The organism is Pseudorhodobacter sp. MZDSW-24AT, from assembly GCF_002794355.1.
Taxonomy (GTDB): Bacteria; Pseudomonadota; Alphaproteobacteria; order Rhodobacterales; family Rhodobacteraceae; genus Pseudotabrizicola.
Genome location: NZ_PGOI01000008.1, coordinates 435,372 through 461,789, shown reverse-complemented (window position 1 = coordinate 461,789; position 26,418 = coordinate 435,372). Strand labels below are relative to the sequence as shown.

23 protein-coding genes are annotated in these 26,418 nt (G+C 65.7%); 13 read left to right on the top strand and 10 right to left on the bottom strand.

What is annotated here, in order from left to right; all coding sequences use genetic code 11:
• Both CUR21_RS11870 and CUR21_RS11865 read right to left on the bottom strand, forming a co-directional pair.
• Positions 1 to 1,893 (bottom strand): propionyl-CoA synthetase, encoded by a 1,893-nt coding sequence (locus tag CUR21_RS11870; protein WP_100197528.1) that lies wholly within the window; start codon positions 1,891 to 1,893, stop codon positions 1 to 3.
• Between the two features lie 380 nt (positions 1,894 to 2,273).
• A complete protein-coding gene (locus tag CUR21_RS11865) occupies positions 2,274 to 4,553 on the bottom strand; it encodes an NADP-dependent malic enzyme (RefSeq protein ID WP_100197226.1) in 2,280 nt (759 codons plus the stop codon).
• 138 nt (positions 4,554 to 4,691) lie between these two features.
• On the opposite strand from CUR21_RS11865, the gene CUR21_RS11860 reads away from it, so the two are divergent.
• The 7 genes from CUR21_RS11860 (at position 4,692) to CUR21_RS11830 (ending at position 11,687) form a co-directional block, all read left to right on the top strand.
• The gene (locus CUR21_RS11860; protein WP_100197225.1) at positions 4,692 to 5,777 is read left to right on the top strand and encodes a cupin domain-containing protein; all 1,086 of its coding nucleotides are present in this window, start codon (positions 4,692 to 4,694) and stop codon (positions 5,775 to 5,777) included.
• Positions 5,778 to 5,841: 64 nt separating this feature from the next.
• Positions 5,842 to 6,234, top strand: coding sequence for a cytidine deaminase (locus CUR21_RS11855; protein WP_100197224.1), 393 nt, complete (start codon positions 5,842 to 5,844; stop codon positions 6,232 to 6,234).
• A complete protein-coding gene (locus CUR21_RS11850) occupies positions 6,234 to 7,541 on the top strand; it encodes a thymidine phosphorylase (protein ID WP_100197223.1) in 1,308 nt (435 codons plus the stop codon). The genes CUR21_RS11855 and CUR21_RS11850 overlap by 1 nt, the downstream gene beginning before the upstream one ends.
• Positions 7,541 to 8,737 (top strand): phosphopentomutase, encoded by a 1,197-nt coding sequence (locus CUR21_RS11845; RefSeq protein WP_100197222.1) that lies wholly within the window; start codon positions 7,541 to 7,543, stop codon positions 8,735 to 8,737. Before CUR21_RS11850 ends, CUR21_RS11845 begins: the two co-directional genes overlap by 1 nt.
• A 76-nt stretch (positions 8,738 to 8,813) precedes the next feature.
• Positions 8,814 to 9,785 carry an adenosine deaminase gene (locus tag CUR21_RS11840; RefSeq protein WP_100197527.1) on the top strand — a complete coding sequence of 324 codons (972 nt, stop codon included), beginning with the start codon at positions 8,814 to 8,816 and terminating at the stop codon, positions 9,783 to 9,785.
• A 2-nt stretch (positions 9,786 to 9,787) separates the two neighbouring features.
• A complete protein-coding gene (gene upp, locus CUR21_RS11835; RefSeq protein ID WP_100197221.1) occupies positions 9,788 to 10,420 on the top strand; it encodes a uracil phosphoribosyltransferase in 633 nt (210 codons plus the stop codon).
• Between the two features lie 67 nt (positions 10,421 to 10,487).
• Positions 10,488 to 11,687 (top strand): SPOR domain-containing protein, encoded by a 1,200-nt coding sequence (locus CUR21_RS11830; protein WP_157792001.1) that lies wholly within the window; start codon positions 10,488 to 10,490, stop codon positions 11,685 to 11,687.
• Positions 11,688 to 11,722: 35 nt separating this feature from the next.
• Here CUR21_RS11830 and CUR21_RS11825 read toward each other — a convergent pair whose 3' ends face one another.
• Positions 11,723 to 12,769, bottom strand: coding sequence for a hypothetical protein (locus tag CUR21_RS11825; RefSeq protein WP_232622768.1), 1,047 nt, complete (start codon positions 12,767 to 12,769; stop codon positions 11,723 to 11,725).
• A gap of 185 nt (positions 12,770 to 12,954) precedes the next feature.
• Between CUR21_RS11825 and CUR21_RS11820 the strand changes: the two genes are divergently transcribed.
• Complete coding sequence (locus CUR21_RS11820) at positions 12,955 to 13,890, top strand: DMT family transporter (protein ID WP_100197218.1); 936 nt, start codon at positions 12,955 to 12,957, stop codon at positions 13,888 to 13,890.
• Here CUR21_RS11820 and CUR21_RS11815 read toward each other — a convergent pair.
• A complete protein-coding gene (locus CUR21_RS11815) occupies positions 13,881 to 14,483 on the bottom strand; it encodes a thymidine kinase (protein ID WP_100197217.1) in 603 nt (200 codons plus the stop codon). The genes CUR21_RS11820 and CUR21_RS11815 overlap by 10 nt on opposite strands.
• 455 nt (positions 14,484 to 14,938) lie before the next feature.
• Positions 14,939 to 16,279, bottom strand: a complete 1,341-nt coding sequence (locus CUR21_RS11810; RefSeq protein WP_100197216.1) for a DEAD/DEAH box helicase — start codon at positions 16,277 to 16,279, stop codon at positions 14,939 to 14,941.
• A gap of 298 nt (positions 16,280 to 16,577) precedes the next feature.
• Between CUR21_RS11810 and CUR21_RS11805 the strand changes: the two genes are divergently transcribed.
• A complete protein-coding gene (locus CUR21_RS11805) occupies positions 16,578 to 16,991 on the top strand; it encodes a BrnA antitoxin family protein (RefSeq protein ID WP_157792000.1) in 414 nt (137 codons plus the stop codon).
• 130 nt (positions 16,992 to 17,121) lie between these two features.
• On the opposite strand, the gene carB is transcribed toward CUR21_RS11805, so the two are convergent.
• Positions 17,122 to 20,451: a carbamoyl-phosphate synthase large subunit gene (gene carB / locus CUR21_RS11800; protein WP_100197214.1), complete on the bottom strand. Its 3,330-nt coding sequence runs from the start codon at positions 20,449 to 20,451 to the stop codon at positions 17,122 to 17,124.
• 339 nt (positions 20,452 to 20,790) lie between these two features.
• Here carB and pabB point away from each other — a divergent pair, with 339 nt between their 5' ends.
• The 3 genes from pabB to CUR21_RS11785 all read left to right on the top strand — a co-directional run bounded on the left by pabB (position 20,791) and on the right by CUR21_RS11785 (position 23,525).
• Entirely contained in the window at positions 20,791 to 21,984 is a 1,194-nt protein-coding gene (pabB, locus tag CUR21_RS11795) for an aminodeoxychorismate synthase component I (protein WP_100197213.1), read from the top strand.
• Positions 21,942 to 22,553: an aminotransferase class IV gene (locus CUR21_RS11790; protein WP_369802523.1), complete on the top strand. Its 612-nt coding sequence runs from the start codon at positions 21,942 to 21,944 to the stop codon at positions 22,551 to 22,553. Before pabB ends, CUR21_RS11790 begins: the two co-directional genes overlap by 43 nt.
• A 105-nt stretch (positions 22,554 to 22,658) precedes the next feature.
• Positions 22,659 to 23,525 (top strand): DMT family transporter, encoded by an 867-nt coding sequence (locus CUR21_RS11785; RefSeq protein WP_100197212.1) that lies wholly within the window; start codon positions 22,659 to 22,661, stop codon positions 23,523 to 23,525.
• Here the strand turns inward: CUR21_RS11785 and CUR21_RS11780 are convergent.
• Genes CUR21_RS11780 through mce form a run of 3 tightly spaced genes read right to left on the bottom strand, consistent with a single transcriptional unit; the run spans position 23,501 to position 24,662 of the window.
• Positions 23,501 to 23,980: a GNAT family N-acetyltransferase gene (locus CUR21_RS11780; RefSeq protein ID WP_232622767.1), complete on the bottom strand. Its 480-nt coding sequence runs from the start codon at positions 23,978 to 23,980 to the stop codon at positions 23,501 to 23,503. The two genes, CUR21_RS11785 and CUR21_RS11780, sit on opposite strands and share 25 nt — an antisense overlap.
• Positions 23,977 to 24,261: a DUF1467 family protein gene (locus tag CUR21_RS11775; protein WP_100197210.1), complete on the bottom strand. Its 285-nt coding sequence runs from the start codon at positions 24,259 to 24,261 to the stop codon at positions 23,977 to 23,979. The genes CUR21_RS11780 and CUR21_RS11775 overlap by 4 nt, the downstream gene beginning before the upstream one ends.
• The gene (mce, locus tag CUR21_RS11770; RefSeq protein WP_100197209.1) at positions 24,258 to 24,662 is read right to left on the bottom strand and encodes a methylmalonyl-CoA epimerase; all 405 of its coding nucleotides are present in this window, start codon (positions 24,660 to 24,662) and stop codon (positions 24,258 to 24,260) included. The genes CUR21_RS11775 and mce overlap by 4 nt, the downstream gene beginning before the upstream one ends.
• A 181-nt stretch (positions 24,663 to 24,843) precedes the next feature.
• Between mce and CUR21_RS11765 the strand changes: the two genes are divergently transcribed.
• A complete protein-coding gene (locus tag CUR21_RS11765; protein ID WP_232622766.1) occupies positions 24,844 to 25,590 on the top strand; it encodes a response regulator in 747 nt (248 codons plus the stop codon).
• A gap of 50 nt (positions 25,591 to 25,640) precedes the next feature.
• On the opposite strand, the gene CUR21_RS11760 is transcribed toward CUR21_RS11765, so the two are convergent.
• Positions 25,641 to 26,357, bottom strand: a complete 717-nt coding sequence (locus CUR21_RS11760) for a GNAT family N-acetyltransferase (RefSeq protein ID WP_100197208.1) — start codon at positions 26,355 to 26,357, stop codon at positions 25,641 to 25,643.
• Positions 26,358 to 26,418 lie beyond the last annotated feature (61 nt).

The following is a 26,418-nucleotide window of genomic DNA, read 5'->3' as shown; positions in this document are numbered from 1 at the left end:
TCACCCTTTGGCCAGCCCAAGGCTTTGCAAGGCTGTGGTGATCTCGTCCAGAATGGCCGGATCATCAATCGTCGCAGGCATCTTCCACGGTCTGCCATCGGCGATGTTCACCATGGTGGCCCGCAAGATCTTTCCCGATCGAGTCTTTGGCAGGCGCTCCACCACCACCGCGCGCTTGAAATCGGCCACCGGGCCGATCTTGTCGCGCATCAATTGCACGCATTCTGAAACAACCTCTGCGTGCGCCCGCGCCACGCCCTTGTTCAGGCACAGAAATCCCAGCGGCGATTGTCCCTTGAGCGCATCCGCCACCCCGATCACCGCGCATTCCGCCACATCCCGATGCGCGGCCAGCACTTCTTCCATCGCGCCCGTGCTCAGCCGGTGGCCCGCGACATTGATCACATCATCGGTGCGCGCCATGATATACAGATAGCCGTCCTGATCCACATAGCCCGCATCGCCGGTTTCATAATAGCCGGGGAAATGCGCCAGATAGGATTTCACGAAGCGCTCTTCCGCATTCCACAGCGTGGGCAGGGTGCCGGGCGGCAGGGGTAGCTTGATCGCAATCGCGCCCAAGGTGCCGGGTGATACCTCATGCCCGCCTTCGTCCAGCACCCGCACATCAAAGCCGGGCATCGGCACCGAAGGGCTCCCCACCTTGATCGGCAACAGCCCCAGCCCCAGCGGATTGGCGGCGATGGCATAGCCGGTTTCGGTCTGCCACCAATGGTCGATCACGGGCACCTTCAGATGCCGTCCGGCCCAGTCCACGGTGTCGGGGTCGGCGCGCTCTCCGGCCAGAAACAAGGCCTGCAAGCCAGAGGTGTCATAATCCTTCACCAGCAGCCCTTCGGGATCGTCGCGCTTGATGGCGCGCAGCGCGGTCGGCGCGGTGAAAAAGGTCTTCACCTGATGCTCGGCGATCACCCGCCAGAACGTGCCCGCATCCGGCGTGCCCACCGGCTTGCCTTCAAAAACAATCGTCGTGCAGCCTGCGATCAGCGGCGCATAGCAGATGTAGCTGTGCCCGACGACCCAACCCACGTCAGACGCCGCCCAGAACACATCGCCCACGCCGCAATTGTAAATGGCGCGCATCGTCCAGTTTAGCGCCACCAGATGGCCTGCCGTGGGGCGCACCACACCCTTTGGGGCGCCGGTGGTGCCGCTGGTATACAGGATATAGGCGGGGTGATTGCCCTCGACCGGCACGCAATCGGCAGGCTCTGCCCCCTCGACAAAACGGTCCCATGCCAGATCGCGCCCCGCAACCAGCTGGGCCGGTTCTTGCGCGCGCTGCAAGATCACACAGAACTCTGGCTTGTGGGTGGCCATCTCGATGGCCCCGTCCAGCAGCGGTTTGTAATGCACCACGCGCGCAGGCTCGACGCCGCAGCTGGCGGCGATGATGGCGCGGGGTTTGCAGTCGTCGATGCGCACCGCCAGTTCAGCGGCAGCAAAGCCGCCAAAGACCACCGAATGGATGGCGCCCAGACGGGCGCAGGCCAGCATCGCCTCCAGCGCCTCGGGCACCATCGGCATGTAAAGGATCACGCGGTCCCCCTTGGTCACGCCCTTGGCCTTGAGCGCCCCCGCCAGCCGCGCCACCCGCTCCTGCAATTCAGCATAGGTGATGACCTGTTTGCTGCCGGTCACCGGGCTGTCATGGATGATGGCGGCTTGCGCGCCGCGACCGGCGCGCACATGGCGGTCCACGGCGTTCCAGCAGGTGTTGACGCTGGCATCGGTGAACCACTCATAAAGCGGCGCGCGGGAGTCGTTCAGCGCATGGCTGGGCTTGCGGGTCCAGTCGATGGTGCCCGCCGCATCCATCCAGAACCCCTCAGGGTCGGCCTGCCATTTTGCATAAATGTCGGAATATCCCATCACCTGCGCCTCCTCCCAACGCATGATGATTCTGTTAGTGCATCGCTGGGCGCGCACGCAACGCTGTTACCGCCTGACAGGCAGCGGCGGGGACGGAATATTTGCAGAATCGCGGGGGGAATGCGTGCAAATTGTTGCAAAGCCCACAGGAAAGCGAAGAGAACCGCGAAGGCAGGCAAAGTTTGCAAACTTGCCCAGCGAATCTCTTCCATCCGCTCCTCGCGCATGGCCGCGCGTCTCGCGTGCCGCCGCAGGGGTCAGCGAAAAGGGGCTGAAAAGCCCGAGGGGCCCTCGCGGAAAAGGATTAAGAAATCCTGAATCCCCCTAGGTCAACCCACTGATTTTAAATACTTCCCCCTGTTGTAACACAGGGGGATACCTCATCCGTAATGCGCCACCGGCGTCCCCGCGATGGCCGAGACGTTGAGCAAGCCCCGCGCCGTGATCGACGGGGTCACGATATGGGCCTTGTTGCCCATCCCCATCAGAATCGGCCCGACCTCAAGCCCGCCCGCCTTCATTTTCAGGATGTTCCTGACCCCTGAAGCCGCATCGGCCGAGGCAAAGACCAGCACATTCGCCGCCCCTTCAAAGCGGCTGCCCGGAAGCAAGCGGTCCCGCAAGGACTGGTCCAGCGCCGAGTCCACGTTCATCTCGCCCTCATAGGAAAAGTCCGGCTCGCGCTGATCCAAAAGCTCCAGCGCCGCCCGCATCCGCAAAGCCTTTTCATTCTCCATGTTCCCGAACTGGCTCTGCGTGCACAGCGCCACCTTCGGCGTCAGCCCGAAGCGCCTCACATGCCGCGCCGCCCCCAGCACCGTCTGCATGATCTGCTGCGGTGTGGGCTCTGCATGGACATGGGTGTCCGCGATGAACAGCGGCCCGTCCTCGAGGATCATCATCGACAGCGCCCCCACCGGCTGCAACCCGCCGCGCGCCAGCACCTGCCGGACATAGCCCAGATGCCACAGATACTGCCCGAAGGTCCCGCAGATCAGACTGTCCGCCTCGCCCCGGTGCACCATCACCGCGGCAATCGCGGTGGTGTTGGTCCGCATGATCGCCCGCGCAATATCCGGCGTCACCCCGCGCCGTGCCATCAACTCGGCATAGGTGCCCCAATAGTCGCGGTAGCGCGGGTCATTCTCGGGGTTGACCAGATGGAAGTCCTTGCCCGGACGGATCGGCAACCCCGCCCGCTCGCACCGCGCCTCCACCACCTCGGGCCGCCCGATCAGGATGGGCCGGTCGGTGGTTTCCTCGAGCATCGCATTGGCCGTGCGCAGAACCCGCTCATCCTCGCCTTCAGCGAACACGATCGTCCGTTCGGCATGCCGGGCGGCTTCAAACACCGGGCGCATCAGCATGGCGGATTTGAACACCGATCCGTCCAACCGGGTCTTGTAGGCCTCGAGATTGTCCAAGGGCCGCGTCGCCACCCCGGTTTCCATCGCGGCCTTGGCCACCGCACTGGCAACCACGCCCATCAGGCGGGGGTCGAAGGGTTTGGGGATCAGGTAATCAGCGCCAAAGGAAAGCTTCTCACCGCTGTAGGCCGCCGCGGCCTCGGCGCTGGTCGTCGCGCGCGCAAGCGCCGCGATGCCTTCGATACAGGCGATCTTCATCTCGTCGTTGATCGTGGTCGCCCCCACATCCAGCGCGCCCCGGAATATGAAGGGGAAGCACAGCACGTTGTTGACCTGATTGGGAAAGTCAGACCGCCCTGTGGCGATGATCGCACCGGGGGCCACCGCCCGGGCAAGGTCGGGCTGAATTTCCGGGTTCGGGTTGGCAAGCGCGAAGATGATCGGGTTGGGGGCCATGCGGGCCACCATCTCTGGCGTCAGCACCCCCGGCCCCGACAGGCCAAGGAACAGGTCCGCCCCAGTGATCACATCGCCCAGCGTGGCGGGCGTGGTGCCTTGGGCAAAGGCCTCTTTCTGCGGGGTCATCTGGGCGGTGCGGCCGTGGTAGACCAGCCCTTCCAGATCACACAGCCATATGTTCTCGCGCCGGACCCCCAGTTTGACCAGCATCTCAAGGCAGGCGATTCCCGCCGCCCCGCCGCCGGTGGAGACGATCTTGATCTGGTCAAAGCTTTTGCCCGCAATAATCATCGCATTGGTCGCGGCCGCACCCACCACAATGGCGGTGCCGTGCTGATCGTCGTGGAACACGGGGATGTTCATACGTTCACGGCAAAGTCGTTCAACGATGAAACAATCCGGCGCCTTGATGTCTTCCAGATTGATGGCGCCAAAGGTCGGCTCCAGAGCGCAGACGATATCGGCGAGCTTTTCGGGATCTGACTCGTTCACTTCGATGTCGAAACAGTCGATGTTGGCGAATTTCTTGAAGAGCACGGCCTTGCCCTCCATCACCGGTTTCGAGGCCAAGGCGCCAATGTTTCCAAGCCCAAGCACCGCCGTGCCATTCGACACCACCGCCACGAGGTTCCCGCGTGAGGTGTAGCGTGAGGCGGTGGCGGGATCTGCCTTGATCTCGAGGCAGGCTTCGGCCACGCCCGGAGAGTAAGCGCGGCTCAGGTCGCGCCCGTTGGCAAGCGGCTTTGTGGCGCGGATTTCAAGCTTTCCCGGCTTGGGAAATTCATGATAATCCAGCGCTGCCTGACGGGCATTGTCCTGACGCACTTCTTCCATTTCTGCCTCCCGCGAATTTGGTTTAGCCTTAAACCATTTTTTTTGATCCGCCAACCGGGTGATAGCGCCACCAATGCCGCAGCCGCTTGCAAAATTTGCATCCCCAGCCCAGCATGGCGGCAAATTCAGGGGAAATCCATGACCGAGACGCGCGCCGAGATCCGGCTTGCCACGCAAGAGCTGCGGAACGATCTGCCCTTCTACACAAAGGTTCTGGGGATGCGGCTGGACATGATCTATCCGGCGGATGACCCCGAGGTGGCGGTGCTTTCGGGCCATGGCCTGCGCTTGCGCATCCAGAAGGGGGCCGCCGAGGCGCCCGGCACACTGCGCATCCTGACTGAAGACCCGGACAGCTTTGCCGGGGGGCAGCGCAGTCTGACCGCGCCCAATGGCACGCGCGTCGAGATCGAGGATCTGAACCCGCCGGTGATGCTGCCGCAGACCGAACATGCCTTTGTGGTGCGCCGTCTGGCGGATCAGGCGCCATGGGTGATCGGGCGGGCAGGGATGCACTACCGGGATCTGGTGCCCAGCCGGTTGGGGGGCGCGGTGATCGCCAGCCATATCCGCATTCCCGATGGCGGCCCGGTGCCCGATATGGTGCATTTCCACCGCGTCGGCTTTCAGCTGATCTTTTGCATCAAGGGCTGGGTGGATGTGGTCTATGAAGATCAGGGCGGCCCGATCCGGTTGCACGCGGGCGATTGCTTTATCCAGCCGCCCGAGATCCGCCACCGGGTGCTGGAGGCAAGCGACGGGATCGAGGTGATCGAGATCGGCGTGCCCGCCGAGCATGTCACCGAGATTGACCATGAGATGGTGCTGCCCACGCCGCATCTGCGCCCCGACCGGGAATGGCAGGGGCAACGCTTTGTGTTCAACCAAAGCAAAAGCGGCGTGTTCGCGCCCAGTCGTTTGCCGGGGTTCGTCGCGCGGGACACCACCATTCACGCGGGCACCAAAGGGGTTGCAAGCGTCATGGTGCTGCGCCCCGATGGCCATGAGGCCCGCTGGACCCGCCATGCGGGGGACATCCTGTTCACCTTCGTGATGGCGGGCGAGATGACGCTGGAAGGCGAAGGCAAGGCACCCTTTCGCCTGTCGCCGGGAGATGCCTTTGTCATTCCGCCTGGAATGGCCACACGCTATGCAGAGCCGAGTGCCGATCTGGAACTGCTGGAGGTGTCGCTGCCGGGCAATCCAGTGACATCCCTAGAGTGACACTTGCGCTTTGGGCACCGTAAGCCCACAATTCCCGACCAATTGGTCAAGAACCGAGGCTGATATGACCCTGTTGCAAGCTGCCACCGATGTTCGTCTGCGGGCCTATGCGCCCTATTCCCGCTTTTTGGTGGGGGCAGCGCTGCGCAGCACCTCGGGCGCGGTCTATGTTGGGTGCAATGTCGAAAACGTCGCCTATCCCGAAGGCACCTGTGCCGAAGCCGGGGCGATTGCCGCGATGATTGCAGGGGGCGACACGCGCATCGCCGAGCTTTTCGTCATTGCCGACAGCCCCGAGCCGGTGCCGCCCTGTGGCGGATGCCGGCAAAAGATCGCTGAGTTTGCCGATGCAGGTGTCAAGGTAACCCTGTGCACCACCGATGGCGCGCAGCGCACGCTGACGGTGGGCGAGCTTTTGCCCGGCGTCTTTACGGCAGCGCATATGGACCGCACCTGATGGATGCGCGAGGCATCATCGCACAGGTGCGCGATGGCAAAACGCCCTCGGCCGAGGCGCTGACGTGGTTCGCCGCTGGCCTTGCCTCGGGTGCTGTCACGGATGCACAGGCGGGGGCCTTTGCCATGGCGGTGCTGTTGCGGGGGCTGACCGAGCCGGGGCGGGTGGCGCTCACCCGGGGGATGCGCGACACAGGAAGGGTGCTGACCTGGGATCTGCCCGGGCCGGTGCTGGACAAGCATTCGACCGGCGGGATCGGAGATTGCGTGTCGCTGTTGCTGGCTCCGGCCTTGGCGGTCTGCGGAGCCTATGTTCCGATGATCTCGGGGCGCGGCTTGGGGCATACAGGCGGCACGCTGGACAAGTTGGAGGCGATTCCGGGGTTTCGGACTGGCTTGAGCGAAGAGCAGTTCCGCGCGCAGATGACGCGCGTGCATTGCGCCATTGTGGCGGCAAGTGGCGATCTCGCCCCGGCGGACAAGCGGCTTTATGCGATCCGCGATGTCAGCGGCACGGTCGAAAGCGTGGATCTGATCACCGCCTCGATCCTGTCGAAAAAGCTGGCGGCAGGGTTGGAGGGGTTGGTGCTGGACGTGAAATGCGGATCGGGCGCCTTCATGAAAACCGAAGCAGAGGCCGAAGCCTTGGCCCGCGCTCTTGTCAGCACGGCACAAGGGGCAGGCTGCATGACCACCGCGCTGATCACCGACATGTCGCAGCCTTTGGCAACGGCCGCGGGCAATGCGTTGGAGGTGATTGAGGTGATGGAGACATTGACGGGCAGTTCCGTCAATGCGGCGCTGTGGGATCTGACCTGCGCTTTGGGCGGTGAGGCCTTGGCGCTTGGCGGGCTGGCGGCAGATGCCGAGGATGGGGCCGGGCGGATCGCGCAGGCGCTTGAGTCGGGGGCGGCGGCGGAGGCGTTTGGCCGGATGGTTGCCGCGCAGGGCGGGCCTGCCGATTTTGTGGAACGCTGGCCCGACCGGTTGCCCGCAGCCCCCGTGGTGCGCGAGGTGCCTGCGCTGGATGACGGATACATCGCGCGTATCGACGGGGAGGCCCTAGGCCATGCGGTGGTGCATCTGGGCGGCGGCCGGTTGCGCGAGGGCGACCGGATCCATCCGGCAGTGGGACTGTCGGACATGATCGGTCTGGGCGAAGAGATCGGGGCCGGGGTGCCCTTGGCGATGGTCCACGCGGCCAGCGAGGATGCCGCCGATGCCGCGGTGCGCGCGGTGCAGGCGGCCTATGTGGTGGGGACGTCCGTGTTGGATGAAGGCCCGCTTGTGCTGAAAAGGATCACCTGATGGCACGCGCTTTTCTTGTGGTGCTGGACTCCGTCGGCTGCGGCGGCGCCCCCGATGCCGCTGATTTCGGTGATGCGGGCGCGAATACGCTGGCCCACATCGCACAGGCCTGTGCCGAAGGCCGCGCTGAAGAAGGGCGCAGCGGACCGTTGCGGATGCCGCATCTGGATGCCTTGGGCCTTGGCGCGGCCATCCGTTTGGCTTCGGGGGTTGACGCTCCGGGCTTGGCCGCCGCGCCCACGGGGCTTTGGGGCGCGGCGACCGAGGTCTCGCGCGGCAAGGACACACCCTCGGGGCACTGGGAACTGGCAGGGGTGCCCGTGCCTTGGGACTGGACCTATTTCCCAAAGGCCACACCTGCCTTTCCGCCGGAACTGGTGGCAGAAGTGTGCAGGCTGGCGGGCACGCAAGGCATTTTGGGCAATTGCCACGCGTCGGGCGTGCCGATCATCGCGGCGCATTGTGAAGCGCATCTGAGGACGGGCTGGCCAATCTGCTACACCTCGGCCGACTCCGTGTTTCAGATCGCGGCGCATGAAGAGGCTTTTGGGTTGGATCGGCTGCTGAAGCTCTGCGAGGATCTGGCACCCACGTTGCACGCGATGAAGGTGGGCCGTGTGATCGCGCGGCCCTTTACCGGCACTTGCGACCATTTCCGCCGCACCGGAAACCGCCGCGATTACGCAATTGCGCCTCCGGGACCCACGCTGTTGGATTGGGTGTCAGGGCAGGGTGGGGTGACGCATGCTGTTGGCAAGATCGGCGATATCTTCTCTATGCGCGGCATCAACACGCTGCACAAGGGCAAGTCTGACGCTGACCTTTTTGAACATCTCGTCCGCTTAGGCAGTGAGGCGGAACCCGGTTCCTTGACCTTTGCCAACTTTGTCGAGTTTGACAGCCTGTACGGGCATCCGCGAGACGTGTCGGGCTATGCTCGGGCACTGGAGGCCTTTGATGCAGCGCTGCCGCGCTTTCTGGCCACACTCCGCCCCGGCGATCTGGCCCTTTTTACCGCCGATCACGGCAATGATCCGACCTTTCGCGGCACCGAACACACGCGGGAGCGCGTGCCGGTTGTTGGCGCTGGACTTGGGCTGCGGCCCATTGGTCTGCGCGCCTTTGCCGATGTGGCGGCGAGTGTGGCGGCGCATCTGGGCGTGCCGGCGCGGCCGCCCGGTTCAAGCTTTCTGTGACCTGCAAAAGCAGGTTTTGCCGCAGGATGCGGTCCTGAACCCTATGCCCCCCGCTGAACAAAAGGATGCCCAAGCCATGATGCCGAAAGTCGAATTGCACCTTCATCTGGAAGGCGCGGCACCGCCCGCCTTTATCCGCGGGCTGGCGAAGGAAAAGCACATGGATATCGGCGGCATCTTCGATGCGCGCGGGCATTATCAATACAAGGACTTCTGGGACTTTCTGAAGGTCTACGAGGCGGCCACCAGCACGCTGAAATCGCCCGAGGATTATGCGCGTCTCACCTTGGCGGTGCTGGAGGAAAGCGCGGCAAATGGGGTGGTCTATTCGGAAACCTTCCTCAGCCCTGATTTCTGCGGCGGGCGCGATGTGGGGGCGTGGCGCGAATACCTGCACGCGATCCGCGAGGCGGCGGATCAGGCCGAGCGCAGCATGGGCATCACCTTGCGCGGCATTGTCACCTGCATCCGGCATTTCGGCCCGGAAAAAGCGCGTGAAACCGCACAATGTGCGGCGGATACGGCGGGGGACTGGATCGTGGGCTTTGGCCTTGCCGGGGATGAGGCCATGCTTGCGCCCAAGGATTTTGGCTGGTCCTTTGATTGCGCGCGTGAGGCCGGGCTGCGGTTGACGGCGCATGCCGGGGAATGGGGCGGTCCGCAATCGGTGCGTGATGCCGTCAATGATCTTGGGGTCGAACGCATCGGCCATGGCGTGCGCGCCATCGAGGATCTGGCGCTGGTCGATGAACTGGCGGAGCGCGGCATCGTGCTGGAGGTGTGCCCGGGATCGAACGTGGCCTTGGGGGTTTACCCCAACTGGCGCAGTCATCCGATCGCGCAGCTTTATGAGCGGGGTGTCAAGGTGACGGTCAGCACCGATGATCCGCCGTTCTTTCACACCACCATGGCGCGTGAATTTGAAGAACTGAACCGCGCCTTCGACTGGGATGACGGGGTTTTTGCCACGCTCAACCGCACCGCGCTTGACGCCGCTTTCTGTGACGTCGATACACGCGCACGCATCGCAAAACTGCTGGAGGCCTGAGTATGCTGGACCATCTGACCGTCGTGACCCACCCGCTGGTCCAGCACAAGCTGAGCCTAATGCGGGAAAAAGACACTTCGACCGCTTCGTTCCGCCAGCTTTTGCGCGAGATTTCCTTGCTGCTGGCTTATGAAGTGACGCGCGAACTGCCGATGACGACACAGCGGATCGAAACGCCGCTGCAGCCGATGGATGCGCCGGTGATCGAGGGCAAGAAGCTTGCGCTGATCTCGATCCTGCGGGCTGGCAACGGGCTTTTGGATGGCATTCTGGAGTTGATCCCGGCGGCGCGGGTGGGCTTTGTGGGATTGTATCGTGACCCCGAGACGCTGCAACCGGTGCAGTATTACTTCAAGGTTCCGACTCAGCTGGAAGACCGGATCTGCATCGTCGTGGATCCGATGCTTGCGACTGGAAATTCCTCGGTGGCGGCCGTGCAGTTGCTGAAAGACAATGGCGCGAAGAACCTGCGTTTCCTGTGTCTTCTGGCCGCGCCCGAAGGTGTCAAGCGTATGCAGGAAGCGCATCCGGATGTTCCCATCGTCACCGCGTCGCTGGACAGCCATCTGGACGATCACGGCTATATCGTGCCGGGTCTAGGGGATGCGGGAGACCGGATGTTCGGCACAAAATAGCGGCTCAAGCTCTTTACTCAGCAGCAAGAGTAATCCAGTATCCCTCACACGCTACTCGGGGGTAGTCATGGTGTTGAAATTGCTTTCGGGGGCCGCAGTGCTTGCGGTTCTGGCTGGTTTGAATATCGCCAGTGCACAGACGACCAATGACTTTGGGGCGCCGCGGGAACTGCCGCCAGCCTCTTTTACCGGTCAGCAATATGTTGACAGCCGTGGCTGTGTGTTTCTGCGCGCGGGGTTTGGTGGGCGTGTGAACTGGGTGCCGCGTGTGAACGCCAGCCGGGCCCCCCTTTGCGGTTATCCTCCGACATTCGGGAACAATCAGGTTGTGATCGTTGATCCGCCGCGTGCGGAACCTGCCCCGGTGGCGCGCGCGCCAGAGCCACGGGCGGTGCCGGCGGAGCGGCCTCCGCTCGATACGGTGGCCAGCACGACCACGGCACCGCGCATTCGGGCCATACAGACGCCGTCGCGCGTGGCCCCACCCTCTTACGTGCCGCCGCCCGTGGCTGTCGCCCGGCCGCAGCCGCAAGTGCCGCGCACGCAGCCCGCGCAACGCGTGTCGACGACGGCCGGAAGCGGCAAGATCGGATGCTACCGCGATGTCCCGGTGGCTGAGCGCTTCAGCTTGCAGAATGGTGGCTCTGTGGTCTTGTGCACCCGTGGAGATGGCGATCTGGCCCATGCGCGTGCACCGCGTTTGGTGGAGGGGGGCGCGGCAGTGGCGCCGTCTGGCTATCTTGTCGGTCCCGATCCGGCGGCGGGGCTTCGCGCGGGTCAGGACATGCGGCGGGCAATGCCGCCCGTCGATCAGCCGGTTGTGCCCAAAGGCTACAAGAAAGCGTTTGACGATGATCGCTTGAACCCCAACCGGGGCATTGGCACGCGGGAAGGCTGGGCGCAGCAAGACCAGATCTGGACGCGCGACGTGCCGGCGCGTCTTGTCGCCAATGAGGAGAGCACGCGGGGCAAGGTGCGTGTCCTTCCCAAGGTTCATGCCTCGTCCAAGGCCGTGCCAAGCGCCGCGCCGGTCGGCGAGGGTGGGCGCGCCTATGTGCAAGTCGGCACATTTGGCGAGCCTGCGAATGCCGAAGGGGCCTTTGCGACGTTGTCGCGGTTGGGTTTGCCGGTGGCCCGCGGCGAAGCGGCCCGGAATGGCAAGGCGTTGCAGATCGTGATGGCAGGCCCCTTTGCCTCGAACGCCGAGGCGCAGGCTGCGCTTGCCGCCGCCCGAAGCGCAGGCTTTTCGGATGCGTTCATCCGCTGACAGGCCGACCGCAAGGCGCGCGCTGCGAAGGGCTGTCAGCTTGTGGTGCAGATGTCTTGCAGGCTGACCCAGTCGCCATCGGGCATCAAGGGTTCGGGCACCAAGCCGGCAAGTGGGTCGGCCTCGATAAGCGAAAGGGTGGTTTCGCCCGTGGGATCAATCGCATAGGCATAGGGCGTGGTGGAGAGTCCGGCCGCCCTAAACCGTGCGAGAACCGCGGCATCGGGGATCGGAGCGCCCGTTTCCTGTAGCAGCACTTCCCCATATCCGGCGACCGCCGAGTCCGGCAGCACGCCCGATGTGAGCAGGCGAAAGGTGGCGGTCAGCCCGGCGTGCTCGAGCACAGGCAGGATGGGGTCGCGGGCTTCTGCGCGCAAGCGCTCCACCAGCGCGAGGCCAGCGAGCACTTCGGGGCCACTTTCTTCTTCGACGATCTGCCGTCCGATCAGGATGGTGCCGCCCGGCAGATGCCGCGCCCCGTTCAGACCTTCGCGGAGAATGAGGATCTGTGCCCGATGCGGGCCGAACAACCGGTCTCCGAGGGCGGTCAGGGCAAAGCTGCCCAAGGGGCTGGCGCAGGCCGATCCGGTCAGCCGTTGCACATCATTGAGCGCCGCTTGTCCGATGGCTGCACGTGTCGCCGCTGGCAGGACAGAGGCTGTATGCTTGATCAAGGCGTCGGGCAGCCAGAACGCGGCCAAGGCCAGCACCAGAAGCGTGCCGCCACCCAGAAGCACGCCCCGCAACCGCCCCGGCTTTGGGCGCTGGCCTGCCAAAGCGCTGCGCACGGTCTCTAGCGCTGCGATCATGTCCCGGTCGTCCAGTTCCAGCGTTTCGATCGCCTCCTCTCCGGGGGCGAAAAGCGCGGGGCTTTCGTCGGGGTTCAGCCGTTCGATCGCGGGCAAGGACCAGTGACTGAGGGCGGATTCACTCTTGGGGTCGGACAGGACGAGCGTCGCCTCTCCGAAGGCCACAATCACCTCGCGGCGCTGCGAGTTCGGCGTATCACGCCAAAGCCCGCGGCTTTCCAGCCGGGTGTATTTCTTCAAAGCCGTCATGGCGCGCGGTGACTTACCTGTCATGAGGTCGACACTAGACGAAGGCTGAACAGGCCACAATCACCCGCCCGCACTTCACACCGCCCTTGGGGGGGCGTTTGGCGGGAGGAAAAAGGCCAGATCGCCCGGAACAGACCACGGGTGTCGCTTTCCGACGCGCAGCCGCGAGGTGACGCGTTTCACCTATGGCGAGACAGAAGGAGCGCAGCATGCCGCCGACCACGGACCGCACCCTTGCCGCCGCCGGGCTGATCTGCGGCTATGCGCTGGTGATCGGCTTTACCGACAATTACGTGCGGGTCATCGCGCAAGAGCACGGGCTGTGGCAGTTCCATTTTACCCGCACGGTCATGGCGTTGGCCCTGCTGGGGCTGGTGGTGCCGCTGTTGGGCATGCGGCTGCGCCCTGTCAACCCGCGTGCGGTGCTGGCGCGGAGCCTGATCCATGGCTTGGCCATGGTGATCTATTTCGGTGCGCTTGCCTTTTTGCCCGTCGCCATCGTTGCGGCGGGGCTGTTCACCGCACCGATCTTTGTGCTGCTGATCTCGCGCTTTGCCTATGGCCATGCCATTGGGCCGGTGCGGATTTTGGCCGTGCTCATCGGCTTTGTGGGGGTGCTGCTGGTGCTGGGGCCAGAGGCGCTTTCCGGTGCCTCGGTCGCGGCGGTGCTGCCGGTTCTGGCGGGCGCCTTGTATGCGCTTGGCAATGTGGCAACGCGCGAATGGTGCCCCAACGAAAGCGCCGAGACCTTGGTGGCCGGGTTCTTCGGCATTCTCGGCCTTTTCGGGGCCTTGGGGATGGTGGTGCTGACGGTGGTGCCTTTGGTCGCCCCGCTTGGCCCTGATGGCTTCTTGCTGCGCGGTTGGGTAACGCCGAGCTGGCCTTTCCTGTTCTGGACCTTTGTGCAGGCGGCGGGGTCCTTGCTGGGCGTGGGCATGATGATCCGCGCCTATCAGATCACCGATGCCGGGCGGGCCTCGGTGATTGAATATGTGATCCTGCCCGCTTCGGCCTTTTGGTCTTGGCTGCTTTGGGGCGAGCTTCTGGCCCCAATGGCGGTGGCGGGCATGGCGCTGATCGTGACCGCCGGGTGCATGATTGCCTTGCGCGCGCAGGCGCGGGAGACGGTGCTGCCTCAGGCCTGAGGCGGGTGTTCGACGGCGTCGTCCACGGCATGGCGCCAATGCTTGCGGCACAGGCTGACATAGGTTTCGTTGCCGCCAATCACCACCTGATCGCCATCGCGCAGGGCACGGCCATCAGCGCCTTTGCGCACGACCATGGTGGCCTTCTTGCCGCAATGGCAGATGGTGCGCACCTCGCGCATTTCATCGGCCCAAGCCAGAAGGGCGGCCGAGCCCGGAAAGAGTTGGCCTTGGAAATCAACGCGTAAGCCGTAGCACATGACGGGAACCGCCAGATCATCCACCGCACAAGCCAGTTGCCAGACCTGCTCTTTCGACAGGAACTGCGCCTCGTCGATGAAGACGCAAGACACCGACCCAAGGGCAAGCCGTGCCTTGAGCTTGGCATACATATCCTCGTCCGGGGCGAAGGTGTCGGCGGGGTCGGCGATGCCGATGCGGCTGGCGATCCGGCCTTCGCCGGCGCGGGTGTCAAACTGCGCGGTGATCAGATAGGTCTCCATCCCGCGCTCGCCATAGTTGTGGGCGGCCTGCAAGAGCAGGGTCGATTTCCCGGCGTTCATGGTGGAGTAATTGAAATACAGCTTGGCCATGGCGGAGCACCTAGCCGATTTCACCACAGATCCGCAAGCATTGGCCGCGCTGCTAAGGCGCCCGCCGCGCCGACTGGGGGACACCCGGAAGGCACCAGGGCGCGGCGGTTCCTTACACGGGCCGATGATCAAGGCATCGGTCACTCACTACATACCGGCAAACACCCGGCGGCCCTTGGATGCCAGAGATGGGTTAACGATCCGTTAACATGGAGAAAAGGCGCGGCTGCTTTGCCTTCGGGCAGCCGGTCTCGCGGTCTGGCACCGTTAACTTTTGAGCGGGCGGTGGGGAGGGGCGGGCGTTTTTGCGCGCGGGCGGCGGGGCACTGCCCCATCCGCGCACAAGAAATAGCAGGCCTGTGTTGTGCAGATATGAAGACACCGCCACGGGGGCGGTGTCATCCAGAGCAAAAAGCAAAGCGTCTGCGCGGATGTCCGGGCCGACGCGGGCGGCGTCAGCTGCTGCGACGCTGACCGGCAGGCTTGCCACCGTCGGACCGGCGCGGGGCATTGCCGCCGCCCATGGGCTTTGGCTTGGCGGCAGGGCGCGCGCCTTGCGGTTTCGACCCGGCCGGTTTGGCCGCTTGCGGGCGGCCGCCTTGCGGACGGGCCGGACGCTGGCCCCGGTTTTGCCCGGGCTTTGGCGTCGCGGCCACGATGTCGGCGGCCCAAGGTGCCCCACCCAGAATGGGGAGCGGCTTTTTCAGCAGCTTTTCAATGGCCTGCAACTCTCCCATCTCGGCTGGCGCGCAGAAGCTGACCGAGCTGCCTTCGGCACCGGCGCGGGCGGTGCGGCCGATCCGATGCACATAGTTTTCGGGCACGTTCGGCATGTCGAAATTGTAGACGTGCCGCACCGTCGGAATGTCGATGCCGCGCGCGGCCACATCGGTGGCCACCAGCACGTCCAGCTCGCCGTTGCGGAACTCGGTCAGGGTGCGGTCACGCTGGGATTGCGACTTGTTGCCGTGGATGGACCCGGCCTTGAAGCCCCAGCCTGCCAGCAATTTCATCAGCTTTTCAGAGCCATGCTTGGTGCGGCCAAAGACCAGCGCCTGTTCGCCGGGATGCTTTTTCAGGTAATCCTCGAGCACGCGGGCCTTGTCGCCATTGGGCAGGAAATGCACGCCTTGGGTCACCTTGTCGGCGGTTTTGCCGGTGGTGGTGACCTGAACCCGAACCGGGTCACGCAGGTAAGTGTCTGCAATCTCGGAGATATCCTTTGGCATCGTCGCCGAGAACAACAGGGTCTGGCGTTTCAGCGGGATATGCTTGGCGATTTTGCGCAAGGAGTGGATGAAGCCCATGTCCAGCATGTGATCGGCCTCGTCCAGCACGAGATAGCCGCATTGGTCAAGCTTGACATCGCCACGCTCGAGCAGGTCGATCAGACGGCCGGGGGTGGCGACGAGGACGTCGCTGCCTTTTGCAAGTGCCTGCGCCTGCCGGAACAGCGAGGCGCCGCCGACCACCATGGTCACCTTCACCGGGGTTCCCTTGGTGAAGACTTCAAGGTTGTCCTTGATTTGCAACGTCAATTCCCGCGTCGGCGCGAGGATCAGCGCGCGCACGTTCTTGGGCCCCGGCGGGTGGCCGATGTCGAGCAGGCGGTGCAAAAGCGGCAGGCCAAAGGCGGCCGTCTTGCCCGTGCCGGTCTGGGCAAGGCCCATCAGATCGCGGCCCTGCATGATGTGCGGGATTGCCTGCGCCTGAATGGGCGTGGGCGTTTGAAGTTTGGTTTTTTCGAGGGCCTTCAACAGCTTGGCGCTGAGGCCGAGATCGGCGAATGTTGTCATCTGGTCGTTCCATCAAACAAGGAAACGGCGGTCCTCGTCCCCCGACAGTTCGGATGACCGTGCGCGCCGTCGGCGCCCCTGCGTGATGGTGGGAACCTATCGTCCGGGCCTTTCGGTGCTCACGCGGCACGGGCTTCGGTCTGAGGGGCAGATGGGCCTTTTTCCGGCAGAAGTCAAGGGTCTGGTTTGGGTGCGGCCTGCGTCTGGCCCGCGTATGGCTTGTGTCATGCGGGTGGCGCGCGTGCGGTTAACGCCTTTTGCGGGGAGTGTAGGACAGACTGACCGCCGGAGGTGCGCCATGAGCACAAAGGATGACAATCGCAAGGCCAGCTATCACCGCATGGCCGAAGGGCTGCGCGATCTGGAGCGCGCGCTGCACGGGCCGCGGCGCGGGCAGGGGGCGGTGCCCGAAGCGTGGCATGCGATTGCGCAAGCCGTGGGGCCGGGCCGCAAGGTGAAGCTGACCCTGTGGGTGGAGGCCGATGTGCTGCGCTTCTTCCGCAGTCTGGGCAAAGGCCACACAACGCGCATGGCCGAGGTGCTGGCGACCTTCATGCACGCAAGGTTGGCGGGGGTGGTGAAAGGGCCGGAGGATGTGGATTACAGCGGGCTCTATCGGACCGAGGAGGAAGCGGCGGCACTGGCCGCGCGCCAGAAGCGCGAGCGGGACGCGCTGGAAGCAGACCTCCGGCGGCTGGGGCGGTGGGAGTAGAGGGGGCGGAGTCGTTTCCGGCCCACTCCCCCCGTGACTTGCACGTCTGGGGCGCGCAGGTGTGCGCGCCCATTAAACGCTGAAAACGGTCCACTGGACCGTTTTTGCCCCGGCAAGGCCGTGGCCGCGTTTAACCCTGCAACGTCCGCACGCCATACCCCTCACCCCGGGCCTTCATCGCGGCGACGGCGGCGATGCTGGCGGCGGCGGTGGTGAAGTAGGGGATCTTGTCCATCAGGGCGACGCGGCGGATGTCGCGGCTGTCGTTGATGGCTTGGGTGCCTTCGGTCGTGTTCATCACCAGCGCGATGTCGTTGTTTTTCAGGCGGTCCACGATGTTGGGGCGGCCTTCATAAACCTTGGCGACCGGCGTAGAGGCGACGCCCACCCCCGCGAGCCATGTGGCGGTGCCTTTGGTGGCGACGATCTCGAAGCCCATGGCCACCAGATCGCGGGCGGCTTGCGCAAGGCTTTCGGTCTTGTCCATGTCCTTGACCGAGAGGAAGACGCGGCCAGACTCGGGCAGGATGGTGCCTGCGCCCATCTGCGCCTTGAGGAAGGCGAGGGCGAAGGTGCGGTCCCAGCCCATGACTTCGCCGGTGGAGCGCATTTCAGGCCCGAGCATCGGATCGACGCCGGGGAAGCGGGCGAAGGGCAGCACGGCCTCTTTCACCGAGAACCACGGGGTGATCGGGTCGGCCAGCGTGAAGGGATCGGCCAGCGGCAGATCGGTGTCGGGGCCGACCCCGGCCTCATAGGGCGCGCGCAGCGGGAAGTTTGCCATCGGCTCGCCTGCCATCAGCCGGGCGGCTATGGCGGCGATGGCGGAGTCGGTGGCTTTGGCGACGAAGGGCACCGTGCGCGAGGCGCGCGGGTTCACTTCGAGGACGTAGATGGTGCCGTCCTTGATCGCGAATTGCACGTTCATCAGCCCGACCACGTTCAGCGCGCGGGCCATGGCGATGGTCTGGGTTTTCAACTCGGCGATGGTGTCTGCCGAGAGCGAGTGCGGCGGCAGGCAGCAGGCGGAGTCGCCCGAGTGCACGCCCGCCTCTTCGATATGCTCCATGATGCCCGCGACATGGACATTGGTGCCATCAGAGAGCGCGTCCACATCCACCTCGATCGCGCCCGACAGGTAGCTGTCGAGGAGAACCGGGTTGTTGCCCGAGACCTGCACGGCTTCGCGGATGTAGCGTTCCAACTGCGCGTCGTCGCGGATGATCTCCATCGCGCGGCCGCCGAGAACGAAAGAGGGGCGGATCACCAGCGGATAGCCAACCTTGGCCGCCACAGCGAACGCCTCATCGCGGCTGCGCGCGGTGCCATTGTGCGGCTGCTTGAGGTTGAGAGTGTTCAAGAGTTGCTGGAACCGCTCGCGGTCTTCGGCAAGGTCGATCGCGTCGGGCGTGGTGCCGAGGATCGGGATGCCTTCTTCATGCAGGGCGTTGGCGAGTTTCAGCGGCGTCTGACCGCCGAATTGCACGATCACGCCGTGCAGGGTGCCGTTTTCCTGTTCGACGCGCAGGATTTCGAGAACATGCTCCAAGGTGAGCGGCTCGAAATAGAGGCGGTCGGAGGTGTCATAGTCGGTGGAGACCGTTTCGGGGTTGCAGTTGACCATGATGGTTTCATAGCCCGCATCGGTGAGCGCGTAGCAGGCGTGGCAGCAGCAATAGTCGAACTCGATCCCCTGACCGATCCGGTTCGGGCCGCCGCCAAGGATGACGACCTTTTTGGCATTCGAAGGCCGGGCTTCGCATTCCACATCGCCCATCACCGGGGTTTCATAGGTGGAATACATGTAAGGCGTCTGCGCCTCGAACTCGGCGGCGCAGGTGTCGATGCGTTTGAAGACAGCGGTGACGCCAAGGTTGCGACGGGCGCGGCGCACTTGCGCTTCGTCCCGGCCCGTGAGCTTGGCGAGGCGGGCATCGGTGAAGCCCATCATCTTCAGCTTGCGGATGCCGGTGGCGTCGAGCGGCAGGCCGGACTTGCGCACCTCGGCCTCGGCCTCGATGATTTCGCGGATGCGGGCGAGGAACCACGGATCGAAAGAGGTGATGGCCTGAATCTCGTCATTCGAGAAGCCGTCGCGCATGGCTTGGGCGATAACGCGCAGGCGGTCGGGCGTTTGCAAGGACAGGGCCTTGGAGATGGCGGCGCGGTCGGGGCCGCCGGGAATGGCGATTTCGTCAAAGCCGGTGAGGCCGGTTTCCAAGGAGGCCAGCGCCTTTTGCATGGATTCGTGGATGGTGCGGCCAATGGCCATCACCTCGCCCACGGATTTCATCGCGGTGGTGAGGTTGTTTTCCGATCCGGGGAATTTTTCAAAGGCAAAGCGCGGGATCTTGGTCACGACATAGTCGATGGAGGGCTCGAAGCTGGCCGGGGTGACTTTGGTGATGTCGTTGTCGAGTTCGTCCAGCGTATAACCGACGGCAAGTTTGGCGGCGATCTTGGCGATGGGGAAGCCGGTGGCCTTGGAGGCGAGCGCCGAGGAGCGCGAGACGCGGGGGTTCATCTCGATCACCACCATGCGGCCATCGGCGGGGTTGATCGCCCATTGCACGTTGGAGCCGCCGGTTTCGACGCCGATTTCGCGCAGCACGGCGATCGAGCCGTTGCGCATGATCTGATATTCCTTGTCGGTCAGCGTGAGGGCCGGGGCCACGGTGATCGAGTCGCCGGTGTGCACGCCCATCGGATCGATGTTTTCGATGGCGCAGACGATGATGGCGTTGTCGGCGGTGTCGCGCACCACCTCCATCTCGTATTCTTTCCAGCCGAGCAGGGATTCATCGACGAGGATCTGCGCCATGGGCGAGGCTTCGAGGCCGGAGCGGCAGATGGCTTCGTAGTCGTCGCGGTTGTAGGCGACGCCGCCGCCGGTGCCGCCAAGGGTGAAGGCGGGGCGGATGATGGCGGGCAGGCCGACGTAATCGAGCGTGTCCATCGCTTCGCGCAAGGCGGCGTTGATGTCGTATTTGCCATTTGCCAGTTTGGGGGCGGCGATGATGGTGGCCTTCGGGTTTTCAAGGCCGATCCGGTCCATCGCCTCGCGGAAGAGCTTGCGATCTTCTGCCATTTCGATGGCGGCACGCTTGGCGCCGATCAGCTCCACGTTGAACTTTTCCAACACGCCGAGGTCGGCGAGGGCAAGCGCGGTGTTCAGGCCGGTCTGGCCGCCCATGGTGGGCAAGAGCGCATCGGGGCGTTCTTTCTCGATGATCTTGGCGACCACTTCGGGCGTGATCGGTTCGATATAGGTGGCATCGGCGAGGCCGGGGTCGGTCATGATGGTGGCGGGGTTCGAGTTCACCAGAATGACGCGGTAGCCTTCCTCGCGCAGGGCCTTGCAGGCCTGTGCGCCGGAGTAGTCGAATTCGCAGGCCTGTCCGATGACGATGGGGCCGGCACCGATGATCATGATGGATGTGATGTCGGTTCTTTTTGGCATGGCGGTGGCCCCTGTGCATGGCTGATCCCGGCGCGGTGACACCGGGTCGCGGATTCGAGCGGTCTGACAAATTGACGGGGGTTTAGGGGGTTGCGCGACCGCGCGCAACCCTTTGCGAGCGGGTTGCGGGCAGGGGATTTGGGGTGGGGCGGGGTTCGCCCCGGCTGCGCCCTTCGCAAGGCGAGGTGAACCCCGCCCGACCGATGCCTTGCGGGGCGGTGCGATGGCAAAGGCGGGGTCGCATCGCGCCTGTTCGGGCCGGGGGGCGCGTGCTAGATGCGAGAGGCGGCGCGCGGGTCAGGACAGGCGGGCCGGGGGTTCTGAGGCCGGGGAAACCGCATGATCATCATCGAGCATGGACCGGGGGGGCAGGCGGCGCTGTTTGCGCGGCCGCGCGCGCTGTTCGTGGCGCAGCAGGCAAGCGAGGTGCAGGCGGCTCTTGCCGCGGCGGAGGACGCGCGCGCGGCTGGCGCGTGGATTGCGGGCTATATCGGCTATGAGGCGGGCTATGCCTTGGAGCCACGCTTGCAGCGGGTGATGCCGGAGGCGCCGGGGGGGCCGCTGGTCTGCCTTGCCGCCTTTGACGGGCCGGAAGATGCCGAGGCGGCGCTGGCGCGCGCAAGCGCGGAAGGGCAAGGAATGCGGCTGGCGCCGCTGGCGCCTGTGGTGGGCTTTGAGGCCTATGCCGCCGCCTTCGCGCGGGTGCAGGCCTATATCGCGGCGGGGGACTGTTATCAGATCAACCTGACCTTTCCGATCGCCTCGCATCTGGAGGGTGGCACGGCCTTGGGCCTCTATGGGGCGCTGCGCGCGGGGCAGCCGGTGGGCTATGGCGCCTTTGTCGATCTGGGGGTGGGGCCTGCCATCGTGTCGCGCAGTCCGGAGCTGTTTTTCCGGGTGGCGGCGGGCGTGATCGAGAGCCGCCCGATGAAGGGCACGGCCCCGCGCAGCGATGACCCGGTGGAGGATGCCGGGTTGGCGGCGGCCTTGCAGGCGAGTGAAAAGGACCGCGCCGAGAATCTGATGATCGTGGATCTGCTGCGCAATGACATTGCGCGGATGTCGGAGGTGGGGTCGGTCAAGGTGCCCGAGCTTTATGCGGTGGAGAGTTTCGCCACCGTGCATCAGATGAGCAGCCGGGTGCAGGGGCGGCTGTTGCCGGGCGCGGGCCTGCCGGGGCTGATGGCGGCGCTGTTTCCTTGCGGGTCGGTCACGGGGGCGCCGAAGATCCGGGCGATGGAGATCATCGCCGAGGTCGAGACCGAGCCGCGCGGCGTGTATTGCGGCGCTGTGGGCTGGGCCGCGCCGGACGGGGCGGGACGTGCCCCCGCGCCCGGAGGGGCGCAAGCTTGGTCCGCGCCCGGAGGGGCGCATTGTTGGTCCGTGGCGATCCGCACGGTGCGGGTGTGGCCGGAGGGTGCGGTGCGGCTGAATGTGGGGGGCGGGGTGGTGCATGATTCCACCGCGCAAGGCGAATGGGAGGAGGCGCTGTGGAAAGCACGCTTTGCGGCGCGGCTGGCACGCCGGGACTGAAGCTGATCGAGACAATGCTGTGGGATGGCAGCGCGGTGCCGCGCTGGCCTTTGCATCTGGCGCGGCTGCGGGCGGGGGCGGCGGCCTTGGGCTGGGGGCTGCCGGAGCTGCACCCGCAGGGGCCGGAGGGGCAGGCGGCGCGGTTGCGCCTGACGCTGGATCCGGCGGGGGAGGCCCTGATGGAGGCAGGGCCCGTGCCGCCGCCGATCGGCTGTTGGCGGCTGGGGCTGGCGGCGGCGCGCTTGCGATCGGACGATCCGTGGTTGCGGGTGAAATCGACGCAGCGCGCGGTCTATGACCGGGCGCGGGCGTCCTTGCCTGCGGGATTGGACGAGGTGCTGTTTCTGAACGAGCGCGGCGAGGTCTGCGATGGCAGCATCACCACGCTGTTCTTTGACCGAGGCGCAGGGCTGCGCACGCCGCCCTTGAGCAGTGGTCTTTTGCCGGGGGTGTTGCGGGCCGAGATCGGCTGCCCCGAAGAGGTGCTGCTGGCCGAGGACCTGCCGCGCGTGCGCCTGTGGCTGGGCAATGCCTTGCGCGGGATGTCAGAGGCGGTGTGGCTTGGCTGAGAGCGGGCAGGCGCGGCGCTGGCGGGGAGGCCAAGGGCGGCCGGACCTGCGCCTGAGGCCGAGGGCAGACGCCTCCGGCGGGAGTATTTCAGAAAGGTGCAAGCCATGAGCGGGGTGCGACTGTTCGGCTGGACGGCGCTGGCCATGCTGGCCTTTGCGGCGAATTCGGTGCTGAACCGGATGGCGGTGGCCGAAGGGGGGATGGATGCGCTGGGCTTTGCCGCGCTGCGGGTGGTGGCGGGGGCGGGGATGCTGATGCTGCTGCTGGCGCTGCGCGGCACGGCGGTGTGGCCCAAGGCGCGCGGGCGGGGGCCGGGGGTGTTTGGCCTGTCGCTGTATCTGATCGGGTTTTCGCTGGCCTATCTGGCGCTGGGCGCCGGGGTGGGGGCGCTGATCCTGTTCGGCACCGTGCAGGTGACGATGTTTGGCGGCGCGCTTCTGGCGCGGGAGGCGGTGCCGGTGCGGCGCTGGCTGGGGGCGGGGCTGGCCTTTGCCGGGCTGGTCGGGCTGGTGGCGCCGGGGGGTGCCGAGGTGCCGGTGGCAGGCGCGCTGGCCATGGCGGCGGCGGGATTTGGCTGGGGGATCTATTCTCTGGCCGGGCGGAAGGAGGCCGATCCGCTGGCGGCCACGGCGGGGAATTTCGTGCTGTCGGTGCCGGTGGTGCTGGCGGTGGCGCTGCTGTGGGGGGGCATGCAGGCCACCCCGGCGGGCGTGGCGCTGGCGGTGCTGTCGGGGGCGGTGACCTCGGGGCTTGGGTATGCGCTGTGGTATCGGGTGGTGCCGCAGCTGGGGGCGGCACGGGCCGGGGTGGCGCAGCTGACGGTGCCGATGCTGGCGGCGCTGGGCGGCGCGCTGGTTTTGGGCGAGGCGGTGGGCTGGCGGTTCTGGGCGGCCTCGGCGGTGATCTTGGGCGGGGTGGCCTTGGCGAGCCTGCCGCTGGGGCGGGGTCAGAGCGGTTTGACGAGGCGGTGAAGGCTGTGGCCGGTGTCGGCGTCTTGGCGCGACACGCCGGTGGGGGCAAAGCCATTGCGGGCCCAGAACGCGGCGCCGCGCGGATTGGCGTCGAGCACCGCAAGAAAGAGCTGCGTGGACCGGGCGCGGGCAAGCGCTTCGAGATGGGCGAGGAAGGCCGCGCCATGGCCTTGGCCCCGGGCCTGTGGGGCGAGGATCATCAGGCCAAGATAGGCGTCTTGCGGGCCGGGAAAGCCGAAGGAGAGCTCGGCCACGCCTTGAAGCGCGCCGTGACGCCAGAGGCCGAGCCGCTGCGAGGCGGCGGGATCGCAGCCCGGCGGCGTGCCGGTGAACACATCCTCAACCTCGGCCGGGCCGGGGGCGTGGCCGAGCCAAAGGTGGTAGTAATCTTGTGCCTGCGTGAGCAGCAAGGCCACCGCCGCGCGGTCGTCTTGCGGATGCAGCGCGCGGATCACGGCGCCGAAGACACCGGAGGCATCCGGCCCATCCAGTCGAAATCGCGCACCGTGATGGTGCCCGAGGTGATGATGGCGGCAAGGATCGCCCAGACGATGACGGCGAAAAGCGTGGTGATCTTGGCCTTGCGGCCCACCATTTCATCGCGCGGGGCGCTGGGAGGGGTGCCGGGCACCACGCTGCCCGCATCGCCTTGGGTGGTCAGGCGCAAGGGCAGCACGATGAAGAACACCATGAACCAAGTCACGGCGAACAGGACGGCGGCGGCGGTGATGGTCATGTCTGCTCCAGTTCGATCAGGCAGCCGTTGAAATCTTTGGGGTGAAGGAAGAGCACCGGTTTGCCATGGGCGCCGATCTTGGGCTCACCGCTGCCGAGCACGCGCGCCCCGGCGGCCTTGAGACTGTCGCGCGCGGCGAGGATGTCTTCCACCTCGTAGCAGATGTGGTGGATGCCGCCTGCGGGGTTCTTGTCGAGAAAGCCTTGAATCGGAGAGTTCTCGCCCAAGGGGGTGAGGAGTTCGATCTTGGTGTTGGGCAGGTCGATGAAGACCACGGTGACGCCGTGATCGGGTTCGTCCTGTGGCGCACGCACGGCGGCGCCGAGGGGGCCGGCATATTGTGCGGCGGCGGCGGCAAGGTCGGGCACGGCGATGGCGACATGGTTCAGGCGGCCGATCATGGGCAACTCCTTGAGGCGATGCGCGGGTTATGGGCGGGCGCGGCGGATCAGGCAAGGGGCCGAACCGCCGCAGGGGCCGTTCCGCTGCGGCCGATGCGGGGCTTAACCCGATTTTAGCAGCTTTCCCCGTTTGATGGGAGTCTGCCGCTGCGGCCTTGACCTTTCCCGACGGAGAACCGCCATGCCCTTGCCTGAGCCTGCTGCTGCCACGCCCGCCCCCGGACTTGCGCCGCGGGGGGCCTCGATGCCGTCTCACGGGATGCCGGCGCCTGTCGCGGGGGCACTGCCGCTTGCCGGGGTGACGGTGCTGTTGGTGGAAGACAGCCGGTTCGCTTCGGATGCGTTGCGCCTGTTGTGCCAGCGGTCGGGCGGGCGGCTGCGCCGGGCGGAAACGCTGGCACAGGCGCGGCTGCATCTGCGCACCTATTGCCCCGATGTGGTGCTGGTCGATCTGGGCCTGCCGGACGGGGAGGGGGATCAGCTGATCCGCGATCTGGCCGGGGGGGGGCGGCCAGCGCCGGTGGTGCTGGGTCTTTCCGCCGATCCCACGCTGCGGCGCCGGGCGCTTGCTGCCGGGGCGGCGGGGTTTCTGGAAAAGCCCTTGGCCGGGATCGGGGCCTTTCAGCGTGCCATCCTGCGCCATTTCCCAGACCGCTTTGCCCCGACCGCGCGCGAAGGCGATGCGGCGGCCATCTCGGGCGATCCTTTGGCCTTGCGCGATGATCTGACCCATGCCGCAGAGCTTATGGCCGAGGCGATCGATGCGCGCGGACGCGATTATCTTGCGCGTTTCGTGGCCGGGTTGGCGCAGACCATCGGCGACCGGGATCTGCGCGCCGCCGCCACCGAAGCGGGTCTGCGGGCCGAAGCCTTGCCGCGTCTGCAAGAGCTTGTGCAGCGCAGGCTTCACCAGAGTGCCGCATTTTGACAGGGGCCTGCGCCTGTGGCCGGGGGTTTGCGCTGTGGCGGCTGCGCCGGCTACAGGGCTGGATCAGAGCCTGCGCGCACAAGGCGCGACAGATCCGACAGACGTTCCCGCTGCTGGCCCTGCGCGTCGAAATTGGCGGGAGAAAGCCAGGCGGCAAAGGCCTCCCGCAGGGCAGGCCATTCGCTGTCGATCACCGAGAACCAGGCGGTGTCGCGGTTGCGGCCCTTGACGACCATATGATGGCGGAAAATGCCCTCGAAGCTGAAGCCAAGCCTTTGGGCGGCGCGGCGCGAGGGCAGGTTGAGCGCGTTGCACTTCCATTCATAGCGCCGGTATCCGCTGCGAAAGGCCCAGTCCATCATCAGGATCATGGCCTCGGTGGCGGCAGGGCTGCGCTGCAGGGCCGGGGAGAGGCAGATGTGGCCCACCTCGATGCTGCCTTGATCCGGGGTGATTCGCAGATAGGCGGCCACGCCGCGCGCCTGCCCGCTGGCCCGATCGGTGAGGGCAAGGAAGAGCGGGTCGGCACGGCCCTGATGATCCTTGATCCAGCGGTGATAGGCGGAGGCCGAGGAAAACGGGCCATAGGGCATATAGTCCCACAGCGCATCATGGCCGGAGAAGGCGGCGAACAGGCTGGCCGCATGGGTGTCGGCGTCGAGCGGGTCAAGCCGGATATGGGTGCCGCTGAGCGAGAGGCGTGCGGGGGGCGGCGGTGGCGGGGCCCATTTGCCCAGAGCCTGCCCTTGTGGTGCTTGTCCTTGCATGCGCGCGCCCTCGTGATCCTGTGGCGGTTATGTCCTGCCGTGGGGGCAGGGCGCAATGGGC